Origin of the sequence: Spartinivicinus marinus, from assembly GCF_026309355.1 — a bacterium.
Taxonomy (GTDB): domain Bacteria; phylum Pseudomonadota; class Gammaproteobacteria; order Pseudomonadales; family Zooshikellaceae; genus Spartinivicinus; species Spartinivicinus marinus.
The window spans coordinates 107261-121916 of sequence record NZ_JAPJZK010000004.1 but is presented as its reverse complement, the minus strand read 5'-3'; the positions used below and the strand labels follow the sequence as shown (position 1 = coordinate 121916).

Here is a 14656-nt window from a genome sequence, read left to right as displayed (position 1 = left end):
AAGAGTTCATTGATCAACTATATAAGTAATGGGAGTCAATTAATAATGTGAATTCGGTGAAAAAACTGTCCTAATTGATCAAAACAAGATCGTTTTGATTGTTTGTTTTACCAATGGATGGCTTTTGCACCGAATTCATGTTACTTAGGGTCACGTCAACGTTAAAAAAGGATATACACAATCACTAAAGATACCCTCTATTCTTGTTTATTAAGTGTCGCAAGCAAGGGGGCATCCATGCCAAACATCAAACCATCGCGTAGGGTGAACAATAACGCTAGTAAAACCATTGAGCAGCAAATCAGCGCTTTTCTTAAATCGGGAGGTCAAATAATCCAAGTCCCTTACGGCCAGAGTGGTAGACCCAGTATCGCTGAACTGAAAAAGCAAGGTAAAGAGGGTGTCACGCTAACGAAGTCAATAACGGACTGGAATCAAACGCCAGCATGCTCATCGATAAACAACACTAAATCTCAGCAATGAAGCTTATCTTGTGGGCTTGTTTGCTAGCTATGAACATGGCTTCTTCAGCTAACATGCTGACATTTGCGGTAGCTAAATGGCCACCGTATTTCGATGATGAAAGGCCTGACCAAGGTACGCTCGCCATGCAGTTAACCTTGCAATTCCGTGAGGCGGGCATTGACGTACATTATCATTGGTATGATAGCTGGAAAGCTGCTTATAACCATGCACAGGCTGCAAATGTGAAAGCATCGCCGGGCTGGATATGTAACCAAACGCGAGCCAAACAGTTTTATTTTTCTTATCCTATTTATGCGATTAAAACCGTTTTTTTTCACCTAAAGACAACGCCAGTTCAGTGGGAAACCCTGGCTGATTTAAAAGATATAGGGCCGATAGCTATTACAGCATCCTACTATTTTGGCCGGCAATTTGAAGAGGCTGCCAAAACCCATCAGTTACAGTTACGCCAGGTACGAATAGAACGACTCACATTTAACTTATTATTGAAAGAGCGAGTGGCGCTAGTACCCATGCCGCTTGATAATGGCCTATTAATTCTTAATAAATATTTCTCAGAAGCAGATCGTCGAAAAATTACTTATCATGAAAAAAATACGGATAAAAGTTATTTGCATATTATGGTACCTAAACAGCAACCGGGTGCACTACGACTTTATCTTCGTATCAACCAGGTATTAATCAATTCGGCAAAGAAACTCATGGATAAGAAAGGGCGCCTTTTACAATTTGCTAAACTCTGTCCAGGTATTCAGCAGCCGGGTTGGGCATTTAGTCCATAAACTATTAGTTGATCGGCATCAAAGGGAGCAAATAGCTATATCAGTAGGATTATTAGTTATTTGCTTAGCGTAAAAGCACCGAGTCATCTGTTACATAGCGCCACTCCCTTTCAATGAATAGCACTGATGTCCTTGCTGCAAGATAGAATTTTGAGCAACTTTATTTAGGCTTGTTATGCAGACTCTGCTGGTAAAGCTGCATTCAGTTTTGTCGTTTGTACATGTTCCCCCGGCAAGCATGCAGTAATAAATATTTTTAGTACCTATACATACACACCCTTACCGTGGGTAGACAGTTCAATAATATCGATTGGCTATTTATCTTTATGAAGATGTATGTCCATTTGTGGAAAAGGAATGGAAATATTTGCCTCATCCAAGGCGAGTTTAATCTTTTCTACTAACTCAAAATAAGTTGGCCAGTAATCTACTGTATTAACCCATGGGCGAACAGCAAAATTAACGCTAGAGTCCGCCAGTTCCAAGACAGCTACTGTATAGCCTGGATCTTTAAGTACCCGTACATCCGCATCAAGTATTGAAGAAAGCACTTGTTTGGCTTCCTTAAGGTTAGCTTCGTACCCTACACCGATTACCAAATCAATACGACGGGTTTTTTCTCGAGAATAATTGACAATAGCATCAGACATAACAGAAGAGTTAGGCATTATTATGACTTTATTATCAGGGGTACGCAGCTCCGTTGAAAATATTTCTATTTTAGTAACAGTACCCGACTGGCCGCCAGCCTCAATATAGTCTCCAGATTTAAATGGGCGTAAAAGTATAATCAAAACACCTGAAGCAAAATTCGATAATGAACCTTGCAAAGCCAAACCAACGGCAAGACCTGCAGCACCTAAAATGGCAATAAAAGAGGTGGTTTCAATCCCTACTTGCGAAAGCGCCATCAAGACTGTTGCAGCAAGAACAATGGCATAGACAATACTGGATACAAAAGAGCCTACAGCCTTATCAACCCTGCGACTATTAAAAGCCTTTTCAGTCAACTTACCACACAACTTAGCAACTCGAATTCCAACAAGTAGGACGACAAAAGCTAGTGCGATCTGTATTGCATACTCAATTAACATATCTGAGTTTTCATTCACCCAATTTAATGCAGACTCCATTTTACCTCCTTACGACTAGATGAAGAACTGAAGGGTAGATCAAAAATCGCTCAGTATATCCAAATGCATCAAGGCGGTAATTGGTTATATATTTTTTTTTCAAGAACAGTGATCGAATAAGCAGGGTTATGATCAATTAAGGGTAGGGGCCATATCTTTGGCTGTGCTAAAGGGCACCGGATGAATACGTAAAGGTTGATCCCCCATAATGTCGGTGAGAGCCTGTTGTAGTTCCTCTTGTTGCTGGTCGGTCAGGCTAACGGCATGCAATTGGCCATTATCCATTTCGACTACCAGCCGAAACCACAGGGGTTTTTCTTCATACTGGTCTGACATCATTGGTTTCCTTATGGGTAGCGTTATTTTTTGGTTGATTTGTCAGTGGGCTTAGCAGGTTGACTGCTTTGGGCTTCCAATACCGCCAGCCGAGCAGTTGTCGCAGATTCCAACCGAGTACAGGCTTCATATTTTGCTAGCAGGTCTTCATAACGGCGTTGATGGTTGAGAATGTCTGATTCTAGCCGGCTAATTTGTTTATCTTGCTCTTGCACTTTAGTTTCCATCTTGGCGGCTTCTTCATAGCGGCCGAGCAAATTGTCATAACGGGATTGCAAGGCAGTTAAAGCCTGTTTGTCCTCAGCCAATTCCGTATCGAGTCGGTCAATCGCTTTGCTCTGTTCTTTTGCGACGGCTTCGGCGGTGGCGGCGGCTTTTTCTGCGGTGGTTAAAGCAGGTTTGAGCTGTTCTAACTCCTGGCGCAGTTCATCGCCACGCTGTTCGGCTTTCTCGACGGCGATGTCAGCCCGCTCTACCTGCATTTGGGCTTTAGCCGATTCGGTACGAGCGATTTCCTGGGCCCGTAAGGCCTCATCCAGCTTACTGTTTAGGGCTTTATTTTGGGTTTCTAGGTCATCGGCCCGGCGCTGAGTGGCGGCTAATTGCTTTTCCAGTTCCAGGGTTTTGGCTTCGGACTGTGCTAACAGGGTATTTTTTTCGTGTTTTAACACCTTGATCTTATCTTCATAGGCATTCAACCCCCGAAAGGCTTCTTGGAGCTGTTCTTTGGCATCAACCAGGGCAGCCTCCTGTTTTTGGGTCGCATTATCCACGGCTTCCAGCATGGCTTTTTTAATTGTGCCGATGACCGACTGAGGCAGGTCAAGCTCGGTATTGGCGGCGGCTTGTTGGCGCTCTTTCCAAGTATTGATATGGCGGAGTAGCGTTGAGGTGCTGCCGGTGCCCAGTATCTCTCGTACATTACGCTGGTTCGGCTTTAGACCTTCCCGATAAAGCTGCTCGCACACTTGGGCCACTTCATCGTAGCTCACCCCTTCTCTTGCCATAATTGCCCCTTAATCATATCGATTCATATCATATTAATCGTATCATATCGTATCGAATTAAAATGACAAGCCAAATTAAGTGCGAAAACGCTGAATCGTTGAAAAAACGGACAAAAAATGAGGGGTGGGGTGGGTGACTATCATAAGATAGATAATAATGTCCGATAACTAAGCTTATCGGTCATATTTAGATAAAAATGTAATAAAAATCAAATTTTGATAATAAAAAATACCAAAATCGGTATTATGATACTATCGTATATAGAAACATCCGAATCTTAGGATTATCGGCGGGTTTTGAAATGGCTACAGGTTAGGTGGGGTAGAAATGGAGCACTGAGCAGATCTGAGAGCCGGTTGGTTGAATTTAATACACGGCAGAAGAGCTATAATTGATATTCGATCGATTGAAGTATCAGAGTGACGCTCATTAATTAATAGTTAAGTGTACTTTGCATGAAACATTTACAACCTACCAAGTTCTGGATTACAAAGATCACCAGTGAGCACGATATCGACTACGATGCTGTAGACTCTCTTCGAGAAGAACTTCGTCCAATCATAGAGAAACACGGCTTCAATCTATCGTTAACTGAAACTTTCAGTTTAGGTCTTGAAAAGCTATCAATTACTAGCTGTGAAAAATGCGAACAACTGTTTGTAAACCGAGACTTTAATCCTTGCGGTTTAGATAAAGACTATGTTCCTGAAGACATAGATGTAATCATCTATGATGGCGGCACATTTGAAGGCAAACAGTTATGCGAGCTTTGTTTGCCTCATAGTCATCGCTGGGGGCATTCGTCGTGAGTATACGCCTAATTGGGTAAGAGCTGGTATCTAGCCAGTTCACCCAACACCATGGCAGAGTGACGTTTATTAATAGTTACAGGCTCATAATATGGATAATGATACCCTATTTCAAAAAGCAGATGAGCTACATGAAAAAGGCGATTTTAAGTCAGCATTCCATATGTTTTTAAAAGCAGCAGAAAATGGTGATTCAAGCTGTATGCTGCGTGTAGCCTTAATGTATTCATGTGGTGAAGGCGTTGAGTGTGATTACGATAAAGCAGAAGAGTGGGAACTAAAGGCTGTTGATTGCGGTGATATTTCAGGCATGAAAAACCTTGGTATCACATACAGAATAAAAGGTGATATCAGAAAGTCAAAAGAATGGTTTGAAAAAGCGCTGAAAGCTGGTGATGGTAGTGCTGCATTGGAGCTTGCTAAATTATACATGGTGAGTGAAAAAGAAACAAAAACTGTCATGAAATACTTGCAAATTGCTATTTCGAGCAAAAATATGTGTGAATCAGATATAGAAGAGGCTGAAGATCTTTTATCACAATTCACTTAAGAATAAGCGACCATATAATCGGCTAAGAACTGGCATCTACCCAGCTCTCCCCATACCACCCAGCTAAGCTGCTTACCTAAATTGATCAAACTACAACCAAGCTGTCATATATTTCCTGGTAACTGCCACTAATTAGGCTTATCGGCTACTTCTGGAAGGGCTACAAGCGAGGCTGGTTAGGGAGGAAGCAATGAGTAAATTGATGAGCCTTTAGGTTAAATAATGGCCAGGTAACGAGTTAGGAATATCCCAAGAAAATAATTATTAAATAGCTTTAAAAATAATAAATAAATTCGCTGAATTATTTTTATAATTAATATCATATTTTTAAGTTATTATTTTCATGAATGGTACAACAACTAATATTGATATTAGCCTAGCTTCAGGAGTTTGAATTGGTTAAAATATGCCCTCTTAGTATTTGTAAACCCAGATTTCCCGTCAAAGCGATCATTATATTATCAGGTAAGAATTGTGAAGTGTTTTAATCATGAGGTTGATGCAGTAGGAATATGCAAACATTGCCAGCGTGCACTCTGTAAAGACTGCTGCCAAGACTTAGAGTTTGGACTTGCATGCAAAGGGATTCATGAGACCAATGTTGAAATGCTAAATAGCCTCATCGAAAATAATAAGCGAGCTTATGAGTCACAGCCTAAAGCCACAATATTTGGTCCTCTATTTTACGTATTTATGGGGCTGGTATTCTCATATTATGGTTATCAAAAAGGTCTAGATAGCCTACCATTTATTCTTGGATCTGGTTTTATTGTATTTGGCGTTTCACTTTTTATTTTCAATAAGTCTTTCTTGAAAAAAGTCACTACTGAGTATGATACAAATATAGGTAAAAACTAGCAGTTACCTAGCCTTCTACAACAGCAGTTTTAGCATGACATTATTGGTAATTAAACGATAAATATGAAATATACTTGTGCAGCCTGCAATCAAGAATTTGGTTCACGGGAATATATTTGTGAAGACTGGCGAAAAAAGAGTATTAGTTTTATTTGCCCTCATTGTAATGCTTATTTGGAGCGAGCCCATAAAGTACCACCCTTAAAGCGAACTTGTATAGGCTTTGTTATAGGACTCTTCTTAACTCTTATATATTTGGCAATAGAGCATATTTTCGCTCTAAGTGATCAACTTAGGATGCTGATTAGCTCTATTATCTCAATATGGGTCGTAGTGTATGTGGTTAGGCCTAATCAGGATAAAGCTAGGCTTAATACAAAAGTTATTGGAAAGCGTGAACAAAGCGCTTAATTAACAGTGAGCTGGTTGCCAGTCAGTCAACATGACATTTATTAATAGTTAGTAAATCATGAAACTCAGATGACCAATAGAGAGTTCGCGTACCTTCGAATTACTGGAAGCGGCTCTCATTGCAAAGTTACGGAGGTACTTGGTAGAGAACCATCTGAAGCATGGTCTGAAGGAGATCCGAGACCAAGAAAAGGTAACTATCAGTTCATGTGCTGGAGATTAAATAGCGGGTATGATGATAGGGAACCTTTGGAAACCCACATTGAAGAGTTGCTCTACATGTGTAACGCAATGGGAGACAAAATTCGTTCCCTTAGCCCTGATTATAAGGTATATATTACTTGTGTTGGTTATTTACCCAGGAAGTAATCATCGCTTGTACCTTAGACATGAATGGATAAAGTCTGCTAGTCATCTAGGTCTTGAATTCGACTGTGACTTTTACTTCATATCGGATGAAGATTGGGAAGATGGCTAAAAAAATCAATTTCGCTCTTACTGGTCGCCAGACACAGGAAAACTACGGTCGGTTATCTGCTTAAGGAGAACAAAATTGTCTGAAGCGGGTTATGAAGCTCTATTTTGGTTGTTGTTATTTGTCCATGTCGTCCTGGCCGTTATGCTTTCTATAGAGTTGACTGAGATAATTATTTTATCTCAATCAAAAAAAATATTGTGGTATTGCTTGGTGTGGTTTTTCCCAGTTGCAGGTTCACTCATTGCACATCGTGCTTTTAAGGTCGGCATTGCAAAAGGTAATGGGCTGCAAGGCCACATTGGCACGACACCGCCGAACGATGGTTTTTAGCATGGAATCGAGGTAAGAGCTGGCACTTTGCCAACACCGCTGGCGTTCTGGTGACTTAAGTATTAAATATGAATGACATACAGATTTACATTGCACTATCTGAGTTGATTTCCATAGTGCTTATTGTCCAAATATGGAAAAACGAGGAATATCTTGCTTTTAAACTACTTATATCTGCTATAACACTGATTCCATTTATTGGGCCAGTCCTTTATTTTTTCGTAAGTGACAAAACCCCTCCTCAAGAAATATCACTACAAAATAGAGGTGCAAGAGGTGAATATACCCATAATTTTATTAGTTTAAAACCTGTGCTAGATAGATTTAAGAAGAAAGATCATAATGATTTAAAAAAACTAAATAATATGGAGATTACAGTAGACTGGAAACAGATTCAGTCAGAAGGTGATTTCTACGATATATTTCTCCCTCAGATTCAAGCACCTGAATGGCATGGTAGAAACTTAAATGCTCTGATTGATAGCCTGGTTGCAGGAGATATAAACTTAATTGAGCCTCACTATACAATACGTAATATAAATATAGCTTCTGTACCTGAGCATTTATCTAGTTTTCAGCTCATAATTTTAAACACCTTTAATAAAGGTATTGCCGAAAATAGAGGCATTAAAATTGTTAACGAGTAATAACCTAAATAGGATAAGAGTTGATATCTAGCCAGCTCTCCAAACCACCAGAGTCAGAGTGAAGTCCATTAGTAGTTATATAGTGTGAATATTATGAGTACCGAAAGCAAAATTTACTATGAAGAGCTGACGGAAAAAGATTTTGAAATTTCAGGATGTTGGCTTCTAAATATACATTCAGATAAGGTTAGCCCTGTAAATGGCATAAACCAATTCAATGAAGATATTCCATATGTGTCTTATGCCAAATACAAATTAGTCTGTGGTATCGAGCTAAGTGGTTATATGTGTGCATATGATAGAAGTGGAAATAGAGTTTTTCACAATGGAGATAACATTCCGTTGTGCATGTATTGCGAAGCAACTATTGAAGAGGCAAATAGTTTTAGTAAAAAAATAGGCTTATGTGTTCATGATATATTCCCTATAGAATATAATACTGTTGTAGCCTGTATGGGACATAACACTGGCACTATTAAAGTTGAGTAGGTAATAGTCTCAAGTAATCGGGTAAGATCAGGTGTTCTCCACACGCCCCTACATAGGTCTTACGCATAATTCAAACTCAATGAGAAAAGCATGAGTAAAGTATTTGGAAAAGCTGAAAAAATAATAATGGCATTAATTTGGGCTATTCCAGGTGCTTTTATTGGGGCTCTTGTTAGACTATTTTCGTACCCTACTACATTTGAGTCTGTATCTAGCTTGTTATGGCAATATGTACCTTGGATGTTAGGATTTTCAATATTGTTAGGAGCTTTTGGTTTTTTATTTCCTAGAATAAGTGCACTTATTTTAGAGTTTTTACTGAGTATAGAAATTGGAAAATAATATATTCTCTAAAATACCTATCGAAAGTTATCTGCCTATCAGTAGATAACTAAAAATAGCCGATAATCTACCATATTGGCCAACTTTCAGCCAAAAACTCATTAACTTTTGTATAATAGTTAACCAGTTTTCATGTTATAAATCAATCACTTAGGGTTTTGCTACACAGTCACTAATTCCATGGGCCGCCTGGACTCCACTCAAGCCTGAATGTTGTATTCATGATAGGAGGCATTAGAAAATCAATTAATGTTAGGGCAATATCAGGTAAGGATACGGCTTCTAAATTATTTTTGCGAATGAACGCCTTCCACTGGGTTTGTTTTTGAGCATCTTGTGTGAAAGCCTCGGTGAGGCCAAATGGTGTTTGATCTGGTAGCGAAGTTTTTCTCCTCTCGAAAGTTGCCTGTATGGCCTGTTTAAGAGTTTCCCCTTCAAAGTTTGAATGTTGGGAAAGTACCCATAGGTCGAAATAGTCCTTCATTCGACTATTTGCAATGCCTAAGGATGTGAGCGCTTGAAATTTCTCCGCAATAACAGTGTACTTTGGATATACCAGCAGTTTTGGAGCATCAAACTCAGGGAATATTACAGGATAATCGACCGATTCTGGAGAAGGTGTTACTGCGTCACCAAAACCAATATCGACCTGTACTTGGCATCGAGCACTATCAAGAATACACAACAATGTAATACGTACTCCAGCATAGTGTGAATCTTTGCGGATTTCCGCCGCGTTGACAGTATCTTTTTGAAAAAGGATTCCATCATCTACTTCAACGGTGCAAATATTCTTGAAAATTTCCTGTAGGTGGGGCAATTCAGCTGAGCCAAAACCAAGAAAATCTACATCTCGGGTAGGCCGGTGTGGAATATCAAACCAAAGATCAAAAAGTAAGGCTCCCTTCAATAAAAAAGTATTGGAATGCGGTGATACGCTGATCCGGTATAGGAGCCTTTCAAGTGCATAACGGGTAAGTACCAGATTGAAATCTTGCTTAGTCGCTCTGGCATGATTTAGTAGACGGGCTCGCACAGATGCAGCTATATTTCGTTTACTCATGAAGTCAGGCTCTCAAGGTAAGGACGGATAACATTAGTGACACGGCAAATACTGGCATAACGCCATAGTTCATCAATTTGCACTCGCCTGTTTTGCCATGACTCATTCAGTGCCTCAAGAGCCACATCTAGGCCTATTTTATTTCGGAATTTAAAACAGTCAGCCACAGTCTTAGCAACACAAGTTATGTGAACAGTTACGCCTTCCACTAGATGATCTTCAACCCCTTCAATTAGCGACTTCCCGGAGAATCGTACGACACGAAGCGGCGGATATTCTATTGCGGGAGCATGAGCTTTATTTGGTATGGCTATCCAAACTTCAAATGGTGCCTGGGTAGTTAGTCCATGAAACTGAAGTGCTGATAGTAGACAAACCAGTGCTTGAGGGTTCTTTCGGGATACCTCGGCTAGGCTGGTATGTTCTGAAACTGAGCGATCGGGGATAGAATAGAGCCCCCGATCAACTCTAACAAGTAGGCCACGTCGAACCATTCGCGTGAGAGTCACTCTCGGCACGTTGACAGCGTCCAGATCATGGCTCCTAATCAACCCATGAGAGCCCACCAGCTTCAGAACTTGCTGAAAATGTGTTTCCGTTTTCATATTCTTATGATGTTCCATATTCTCGGTATTTGTCAATATTTACCTAGAATATGGAACATTTCGGGTAGGGGCTAATAGGCCAACCCTCTATGATGGTTTTGTTCGCCGTATGGGTGAAGTTTAAATTATTTACCTTGGGTGGCCTCATAAGTCCCATCAGCAAAAGTGGCAAAAGCTGGGATGACCTTAAAAAAACGTGAATTCGGAGTAAAAAATACACAATTAGTAAATTGTTTGAACAGTTTGATTGCTTGTTGCTCTAATTAATACCTTTTTGGCTCTGAAACAATAGAGAGTAAGCCTACATAACAAGTCACTAATAAAATCTTCTATGCTTTGCAACTACTTGCAAACCTTATAAGCTCATAAAACCCTCAATTTTTGGTTATTTTTTACTCCGAATTCAAGTTAAAAAAGGTGATGCTCTAACAACCAAATACAACTATTTACTCAAAATGCTTAAGTATCTCGCTGCTGCTTTGGCTATATATTTGGGGATATGGAGACCTCTTTCGGTAGTTATCTGGGGTTGAGGAATTGAACCAGAGGGCGGCCTATCAGCCTCTGTAATAAGGACTTTTGGCCAACTATTAACCATTTAGCTGCTTAATTAATGCAGGAACCATTGCAGACTCTCATTAGGATAACTATACCTCGAATAATCATGGACGCAATCTGACTAATTTTAGTAACCTCTCTGGCTAAATTTTTCTGTCACAATGTTAAAAAAGGAATTAGCCAATGTTGTCAGGTGTCATTGAAGAGGGGTTGAAAGCGGTTAAACCGGAATTCCTTACAGATGTTATCCTTGTACTTCTTTTCCTGGTGCTTATTAGCGCCATTTATTACAAACGTAAAAATGAGCATACAGGATTTACCAACTATGCTCCGACACTACTGACATCATTTGGTATATTTGGCACATTCATAGGTATAGTGGCTGGCCTCTTGCATTTTAACACTAGTGATATTGAAGGCAGCATTGGGCCTTTACTTGAAGGATTAAAAACTGCTTTTGTAACGTCTATTTTCGGTATTCTACTTTCCATTCTTTACAAGCTAGTTGACTCCTATATTGAACAAAAAAACTCTTCTGAGGGCGAATATCGTAAAGATAACGTGGACGCTTCAGATATTTATGAGGTTATGTCTCAACAATTAGCTATATCCAGTGAAGTCAAAGTTGCCATAGAAAAGGGTGATGGTAATAACACCAGTTCAATTACTCAGTTGAAGGAGAAAATGGAGGAGTTTATTAACACAGGTAAAGAGAGGGAGAGCAATTTTGCGGAGTTCCAAGAGCGGCTGTGGAACAAGCTTGATAATTTCGCAGAGCTAATGTCTGAGTCAGCAACAGAACAGGTCATCGTAGCACTAAATAGTGTAATCAAAGACTTTAATAATCAGCTTAAAGAACAATTTGGAAAAAATTTTTCAGATCTAAACGAGGCTGTATTTAAGCTTGTAGAATGGCAAGAAAATTATAAGATCCAATTGGCAGATATGCAGGAAAAATATGCGCTAGGTGTTCAGGTCATATCTGAAACTGAAGCCTCAGTATCTAAAATTACCGAGCACACCAGCTCCATCCCTGAAAACATGAATAGTTTGAAAACAGTTATAGAGGTCAACCAACATCAAATTAAAGAACTTGATAAACACCTCGATGCATTCGTTCAAGTCAGAGATGCAGCAGTTGCATCTGTTCCAGAGATAAAAGAAAAAATTGACTCTGCAATTGAAGGCGTAAAACAAGCAAATGACTTGTTAGCAGAAGGCATTACTACTAGCGCAGAAAAAATTGAAAACGTCATATCTCAGAGTGCTGACCAATATATAGAATCTGTAGATCAGACAAGAGCTGCATTAACTGAGTCAGCACAAACTACAGCAAATGCCAGTGACGAAATTAAGGAACAATTTTCAATCGTGCTAGAGGACATCAACGGACAAATGCGTGTATTGATCGAAGAACTTAAATCAGGAAGCTTGGAAGTTGGCGCATCACTCAAAAATGCTGGTAACAACCTACTTCAAGATACAACGGAGTTTTCGCAATACTATAACAAAGAACTAAACCAAATCCGTGATCAACTTGCGATCACAGTAGAAGAGCTCACTAAACTCCACAGGCAAGAAGTCGAGAAACTATTTGGTGGTATCGAGCAGTCCATGGAGCAAACGTTACTGAAAAACAATGATACTATTTCAACGTCAATGAAAATGATCGATCAATCCATGGGAGAAGAGCTAGAGCGAGTGATTCAACAACTGGGTAGCAATCTTGGTGCTGTTACAGAAAAATTTGCGTCTGACTACACCAGGTTAATTAAAGTTATGGAAAACGTCTTGACTCAACAACCGATCAGCAGGGTTGCTCAATGAAGGAACTCATGACTGCTCAGGGAAAAAATAATCAGGAGGAGTCACATTGGTTATCTATATCGGATTTAATGGCAGGTCTAATGGTCGTATTCATGTTCATTGCCATTGCTTTTATGCTGAATGTGCAAAAGGATAAAAACCGGATTGAAGGAATTGCTCTTGAGTACAGGGATACTCAATTGGCGATATATAGAGCTCTCTTGCTAGAGTTTGGCGAGGACCTTAAAAGATGGGATGCTGATCTAAGTAAAAAGACCCTTACATTAACATTTCGCTCTCCAGATATTCTGTTTAAGGGAGGAAAGTCTGAAATTAATGAGCAGTACAGACAGCTGCTAAACGAGTTTGCACCTCGTTATTTTAGTGCGTTAACACCATTTTTTGATGTAATACAGGAAGTACGAATAGAAGGTCATACAAGCTCCGAATGGGAAGGCAATACTCCCCCTAAAGAGGCATACTACCAGAATATGGAATTATCTCAGGAGCGCACTAAATCTGTTCTCACACATCTTTATGCCTTACCTCAAATCAGTGATGACCTGTTTATAAGAAGTAAACTCGTTGCCATCGGATATTCTTCATCTAGGTTAGAACGACACAAAAATAATTCTGAAAATAAAGAAGCGTCTCGTAGAGTGAATTTTACAGTGATAACCAATGCAGATGCGAAATTGAGAGAGATATACAAGGATAGATCATGAAGCTAAATGTTGATTTTTCCAAGTTAGAAAGAAGTTTGGTGATGATGGAAGCTGAGTCATGTGATTTCGAGATTGAACCAGCGATGCCAGAAGCTGAATTTGCTTTTGACCAAGAACTAATTGAAGGTATTCAACTCAAGATAGATCACGTTCAGACTAATACAGGCCTAATAAGTACGAATGGGAGGCAGACTTTACTATACATCCCTGACCACAAAAACATAGAGGCTGCACTTAAAGATGGCAGTGAAGGAAATAAGTTTCATGTCGCTGAATGTAAAAAAATCATTGAAATGAGGGAAAAGGATTCAGGTGATCGCTATATTGTCACCACAGGAACTTCGGGCAAGTTTAAAATATATGGTGAACGGCGAAGTAATAAAAAAGAGATATCTGGAGAAGTGAAACTTCGGGTATGCAAACTGTGTTTGAGATATCTGAATTACAACGGTTACGCAAACGCCCCCTTAGAAGCAAAAGAAGAAATTGTTAGCAAATTCGATCTGAAAGAGTTTTTTTCTACTTATAGCTCAATGTTTCAGCATCTACCCAGAGAACAGTTTGCTCACCGGCACCGTGGCTATGATGATGACTTTTATGAACGCTCAAAGGCATGTAGGAAAAGGGTTAATTACACATGTCAAAACTGCAACGTTAATCTTCGAACGAAAAAGCACTTATTAGATGCTCATCACCCTGAAAGAATCAAGTCAAACTCGTCTATACAGGACTTAATAGCACTCTGTAAAGACTGCCACCGGAAAGAGCCATTTCATCAACATATGCCAGTCTCTTTTCATCAAATGAGCACCATAACTAGATTGAGACGAGAGCAAGGGTTAACAAATCCAACAAATTGGCAAAGTGTTAGAAAGTTTGTTGATCCTGCCTTATTTGGTTTTATTGAAATGTGTCAGTCGCTTGGTTTAGAGTTACCGCATGTACAGTATCCTGTCACTAATCAGCAGACTAATGAAACTATTTACTTAGACATTGCTTGGCCGAGCAAAAGAGTAGCACTGCTTAGTGGGAAAGCTGTAAAAGTAGACAAGTGGTATATTTTAGAATTTAAAGACGCACACAATGTTTTGAATAAAAAAGAAAGGTTTAGTAAATTTAAGTCTTATATGCGCTAATACAATTTGCTAAACCAAGTGAGGGTAGCCTAGGCCTCTTTCAGGAGAGTCTGGCAAATAATTCATTAGTAATAATATAGAAAGATAAGTGAAACATATCCTAC

General features: G+C 39.5%; 18 protein-coding genes. 13 read left to right on the top strand and 5 right to left on the bottom strand.

Annotation, left to right across the window (positions count from 1 at the left end; all coding sequences use genetic code 11):
• Positions 1-237: 237 nt before the first annotated feature.
• Both OQE68_RS30450 and OQE68_RS30445 read left to right on the top strand, forming a co-directional pair.
• Entirely contained in the window at positions 238-483 is a 246-nt protein-coding gene (locus tag OQE68_RS30450) for a hypothetical protein (protein ID WP_180571598.1), read from the top strand.
• Between the two features lie 35 nt (positions 484-518).
• Positions 519-1268, top strand: coding sequence for a transporter substrate-binding domain-containing protein (locus OQE68_RS30445; RefSeq protein WP_180571597.1), 750 nt, complete (start codon positions 519-521; stop codon positions 1266-1268).
• 314 nt (positions 1269-1582) lie between these two features.
• On the opposite strand, the gene OQE68_RS30440 is transcribed toward OQE68_RS30445, so the two are convergent.
• The 3 genes from OQE68_RS30440 to OQE68_RS30430 form a co-directional block, all read right to left on the bottom strand.
• The gene (locus OQE68_RS30440) at positions 1583-2401 is read right to left on the bottom strand and encodes a mechanosensitive ion channel family protein (RefSeq protein ID WP_180571596.1); all 819 of its coding nucleotides are present in this window, start codon (positions 2399-2401) and stop codon (positions 1583-1585) included.
• A 132-nt stretch (positions 2402-2533) separates the two neighbouring features.
• Positions 2534-2740 (bottom strand): hypothetical protein, encoded by a 207-nt coding sequence (locus OQE68_RS30435; protein ID WP_266195954.1) that lies wholly within the window; start codon positions 2738-2740, stop codon positions 2534-2536.
• A gap of 20 nt (positions 2741-2760) precedes the next feature.
• Positions 2761-3714, bottom strand: a complete 954-nt coding sequence (locus OQE68_RS30430; RefSeq protein WP_266196051.1) for a DNA-binding protein — start codon at positions 3712-3714, stop codon at positions 2761-2763.
• A 486-nt stretch (positions 3715-4200) separates the two neighbouring features.
• Between OQE68_RS30430 and OQE68_RS30425 the strand changes: the two genes are divergently transcribed.
• The 8 genes from OQE68_RS30425 (at position 4201) to OQE68_RS30395 (ending at position 8659) form a co-directional block, all read left to right on the top strand.
• The gene (locus OQE68_RS30425; RefSeq protein ID WP_180571642.1) at positions 4201-4554 is read left to right on the top strand and encodes a hypothetical protein; all 354 of its coding nucleotides are present in this window, start codon (positions 4201-4203) and stop codon (positions 4552-4554) included.
• A gap of 91 nt (positions 4555-4645) precedes the next feature.
• Complete coding sequence (locus tag OQE68_RS30420; protein ID WP_180571641.1) at positions 4646-5104, top strand: tetratricopeptide repeat protein; 459 nt, start codon at positions 4646-4648, stop codon at positions 5102-5104.
• A 474-nt stretch (positions 5105-5578) separates the two neighbouring features.
• On the top strand, positions 5579-5962 hold the full coding sequence (locus OQE68_RS30415) for a hypothetical protein (protein WP_180571640.1): 384 nt from the start codon (positions 5579-5581) through the stop codon (positions 5960-5962).
• A 480-nt stretch (positions 5963-6442) separates the two neighbouring features.
• Positions 6443-6742, top strand: coding sequence for a DUF4279 domain-containing protein (locus tag OQE68_RS31105; protein ID WP_180571639.1), 300 nt, complete (start codon positions 6443-6445; stop codon positions 6740-6742).
• A gap of 184 nt (positions 6743-6926) precedes the next feature.
• A complete protein-coding gene (locus OQE68_RS30410; protein ID WP_180571638.1) occupies positions 6927-7181 on the top strand; it encodes a hypothetical protein in 255 nt (84 codons plus the stop codon).
• 68 nt (positions 7182-7249) lie between these two features.
• Positions 7250-7828, top strand: coding sequence for a barstar family protein (locus tag OQE68_RS30405; RefSeq protein WP_180571637.1), 579 nt, complete (start codon positions 7250-7252; stop codon positions 7826-7828).
• A 93-nt stretch (positions 7829-7921) separates the two neighbouring features.
• Positions 7922-8317, top strand: a complete 396-nt coding sequence (locus OQE68_RS30400; RefSeq protein ID WP_180571636.1) for a hypothetical protein — start codon at positions 7922-7924, stop codon at positions 8315-8317.
• Between the two features lie 90 nt (positions 8318-8407).
• Positions 8408-8659 carry a hypothetical protein gene (locus OQE68_RS30395; protein ID WP_180571635.1) on the top strand — a complete coding sequence of 84 codons (252 nt, stop codon included), beginning with the start codon at positions 8408-8410 and terminating at the stop codon, positions 8657-8659.
• Positions 8660-8831: 172 nt separating this feature from the next.
• Here OQE68_RS30395 and OQE68_RS30390 read toward each other — a convergent pair whose 3' ends face one another.
• Both OQE68_RS30390 and OQE68_RS30385 read right to left on the bottom strand, forming a co-directional pair.
• On the bottom strand, positions 8832-9695 hold the full coding sequence (locus tag OQE68_RS30390) for a nucleotidyl transferase AbiEii/AbiGii toxin family protein (RefSeq protein WP_266195993.1): 864 nt from the start codon (positions 9693-9695) through the stop codon (positions 8832-8834).
• 23 nt (positions 9696-9718) lie between these two features.
• Entirely contained in the window at positions 9719-10327 is a 609-nt protein-coding gene (locus OQE68_RS30385) for a type IV toxin-antitoxin system AbiEi family antitoxin domain-containing protein (protein ID WP_219340239.1), read from the bottom strand.
• Positions 10328-11068: 741 nt separating this feature from the next.
• On the opposite strand from OQE68_RS30385, the gene OQE68_RS30380 reads away from it, so the two are divergent.
• From OQE68_RS30380 to OQE68_RS30370, 3 genes are read left to right on the top strand one after another with little or no spacing between them, the layout of a single operon-like run.
• Positions 11069-12712, top strand: a complete 1644-nt coding sequence (locus tag OQE68_RS30380) for a MotA/TolQ/ExbB proton channel family protein (protein ID WP_180571518.1) — start codon at positions 11069-11071, stop codon at positions 12710-12712.
• The gene (locus OQE68_RS30375) at positions 12709-13416 is read left to right on the top strand and encodes an OmpA/MotB family protein (RefSeq protein WP_180571519.1); all 708 of its coding nucleotides are present in this window, start codon (positions 12709-12711) and stop codon (positions 13414-13416) included. The genes OQE68_RS30380 and OQE68_RS30375 overlap by 4 nt, the downstream gene beginning before the upstream one ends.
• On the top strand, positions 13413-14552 hold the full coding sequence (locus OQE68_RS30370; RefSeq protein ID WP_180571520.1) for an HNH endonuclease: 1140 nt from the start codon (positions 13413-13415) through the stop codon (positions 14550-14552). Before OQE68_RS30375 ends, OQE68_RS30370 begins: the two co-directional genes overlap by 4 nt.
• The last annotated feature ends 104 nt before the right edge of the window (positions 14553-14656 follow it).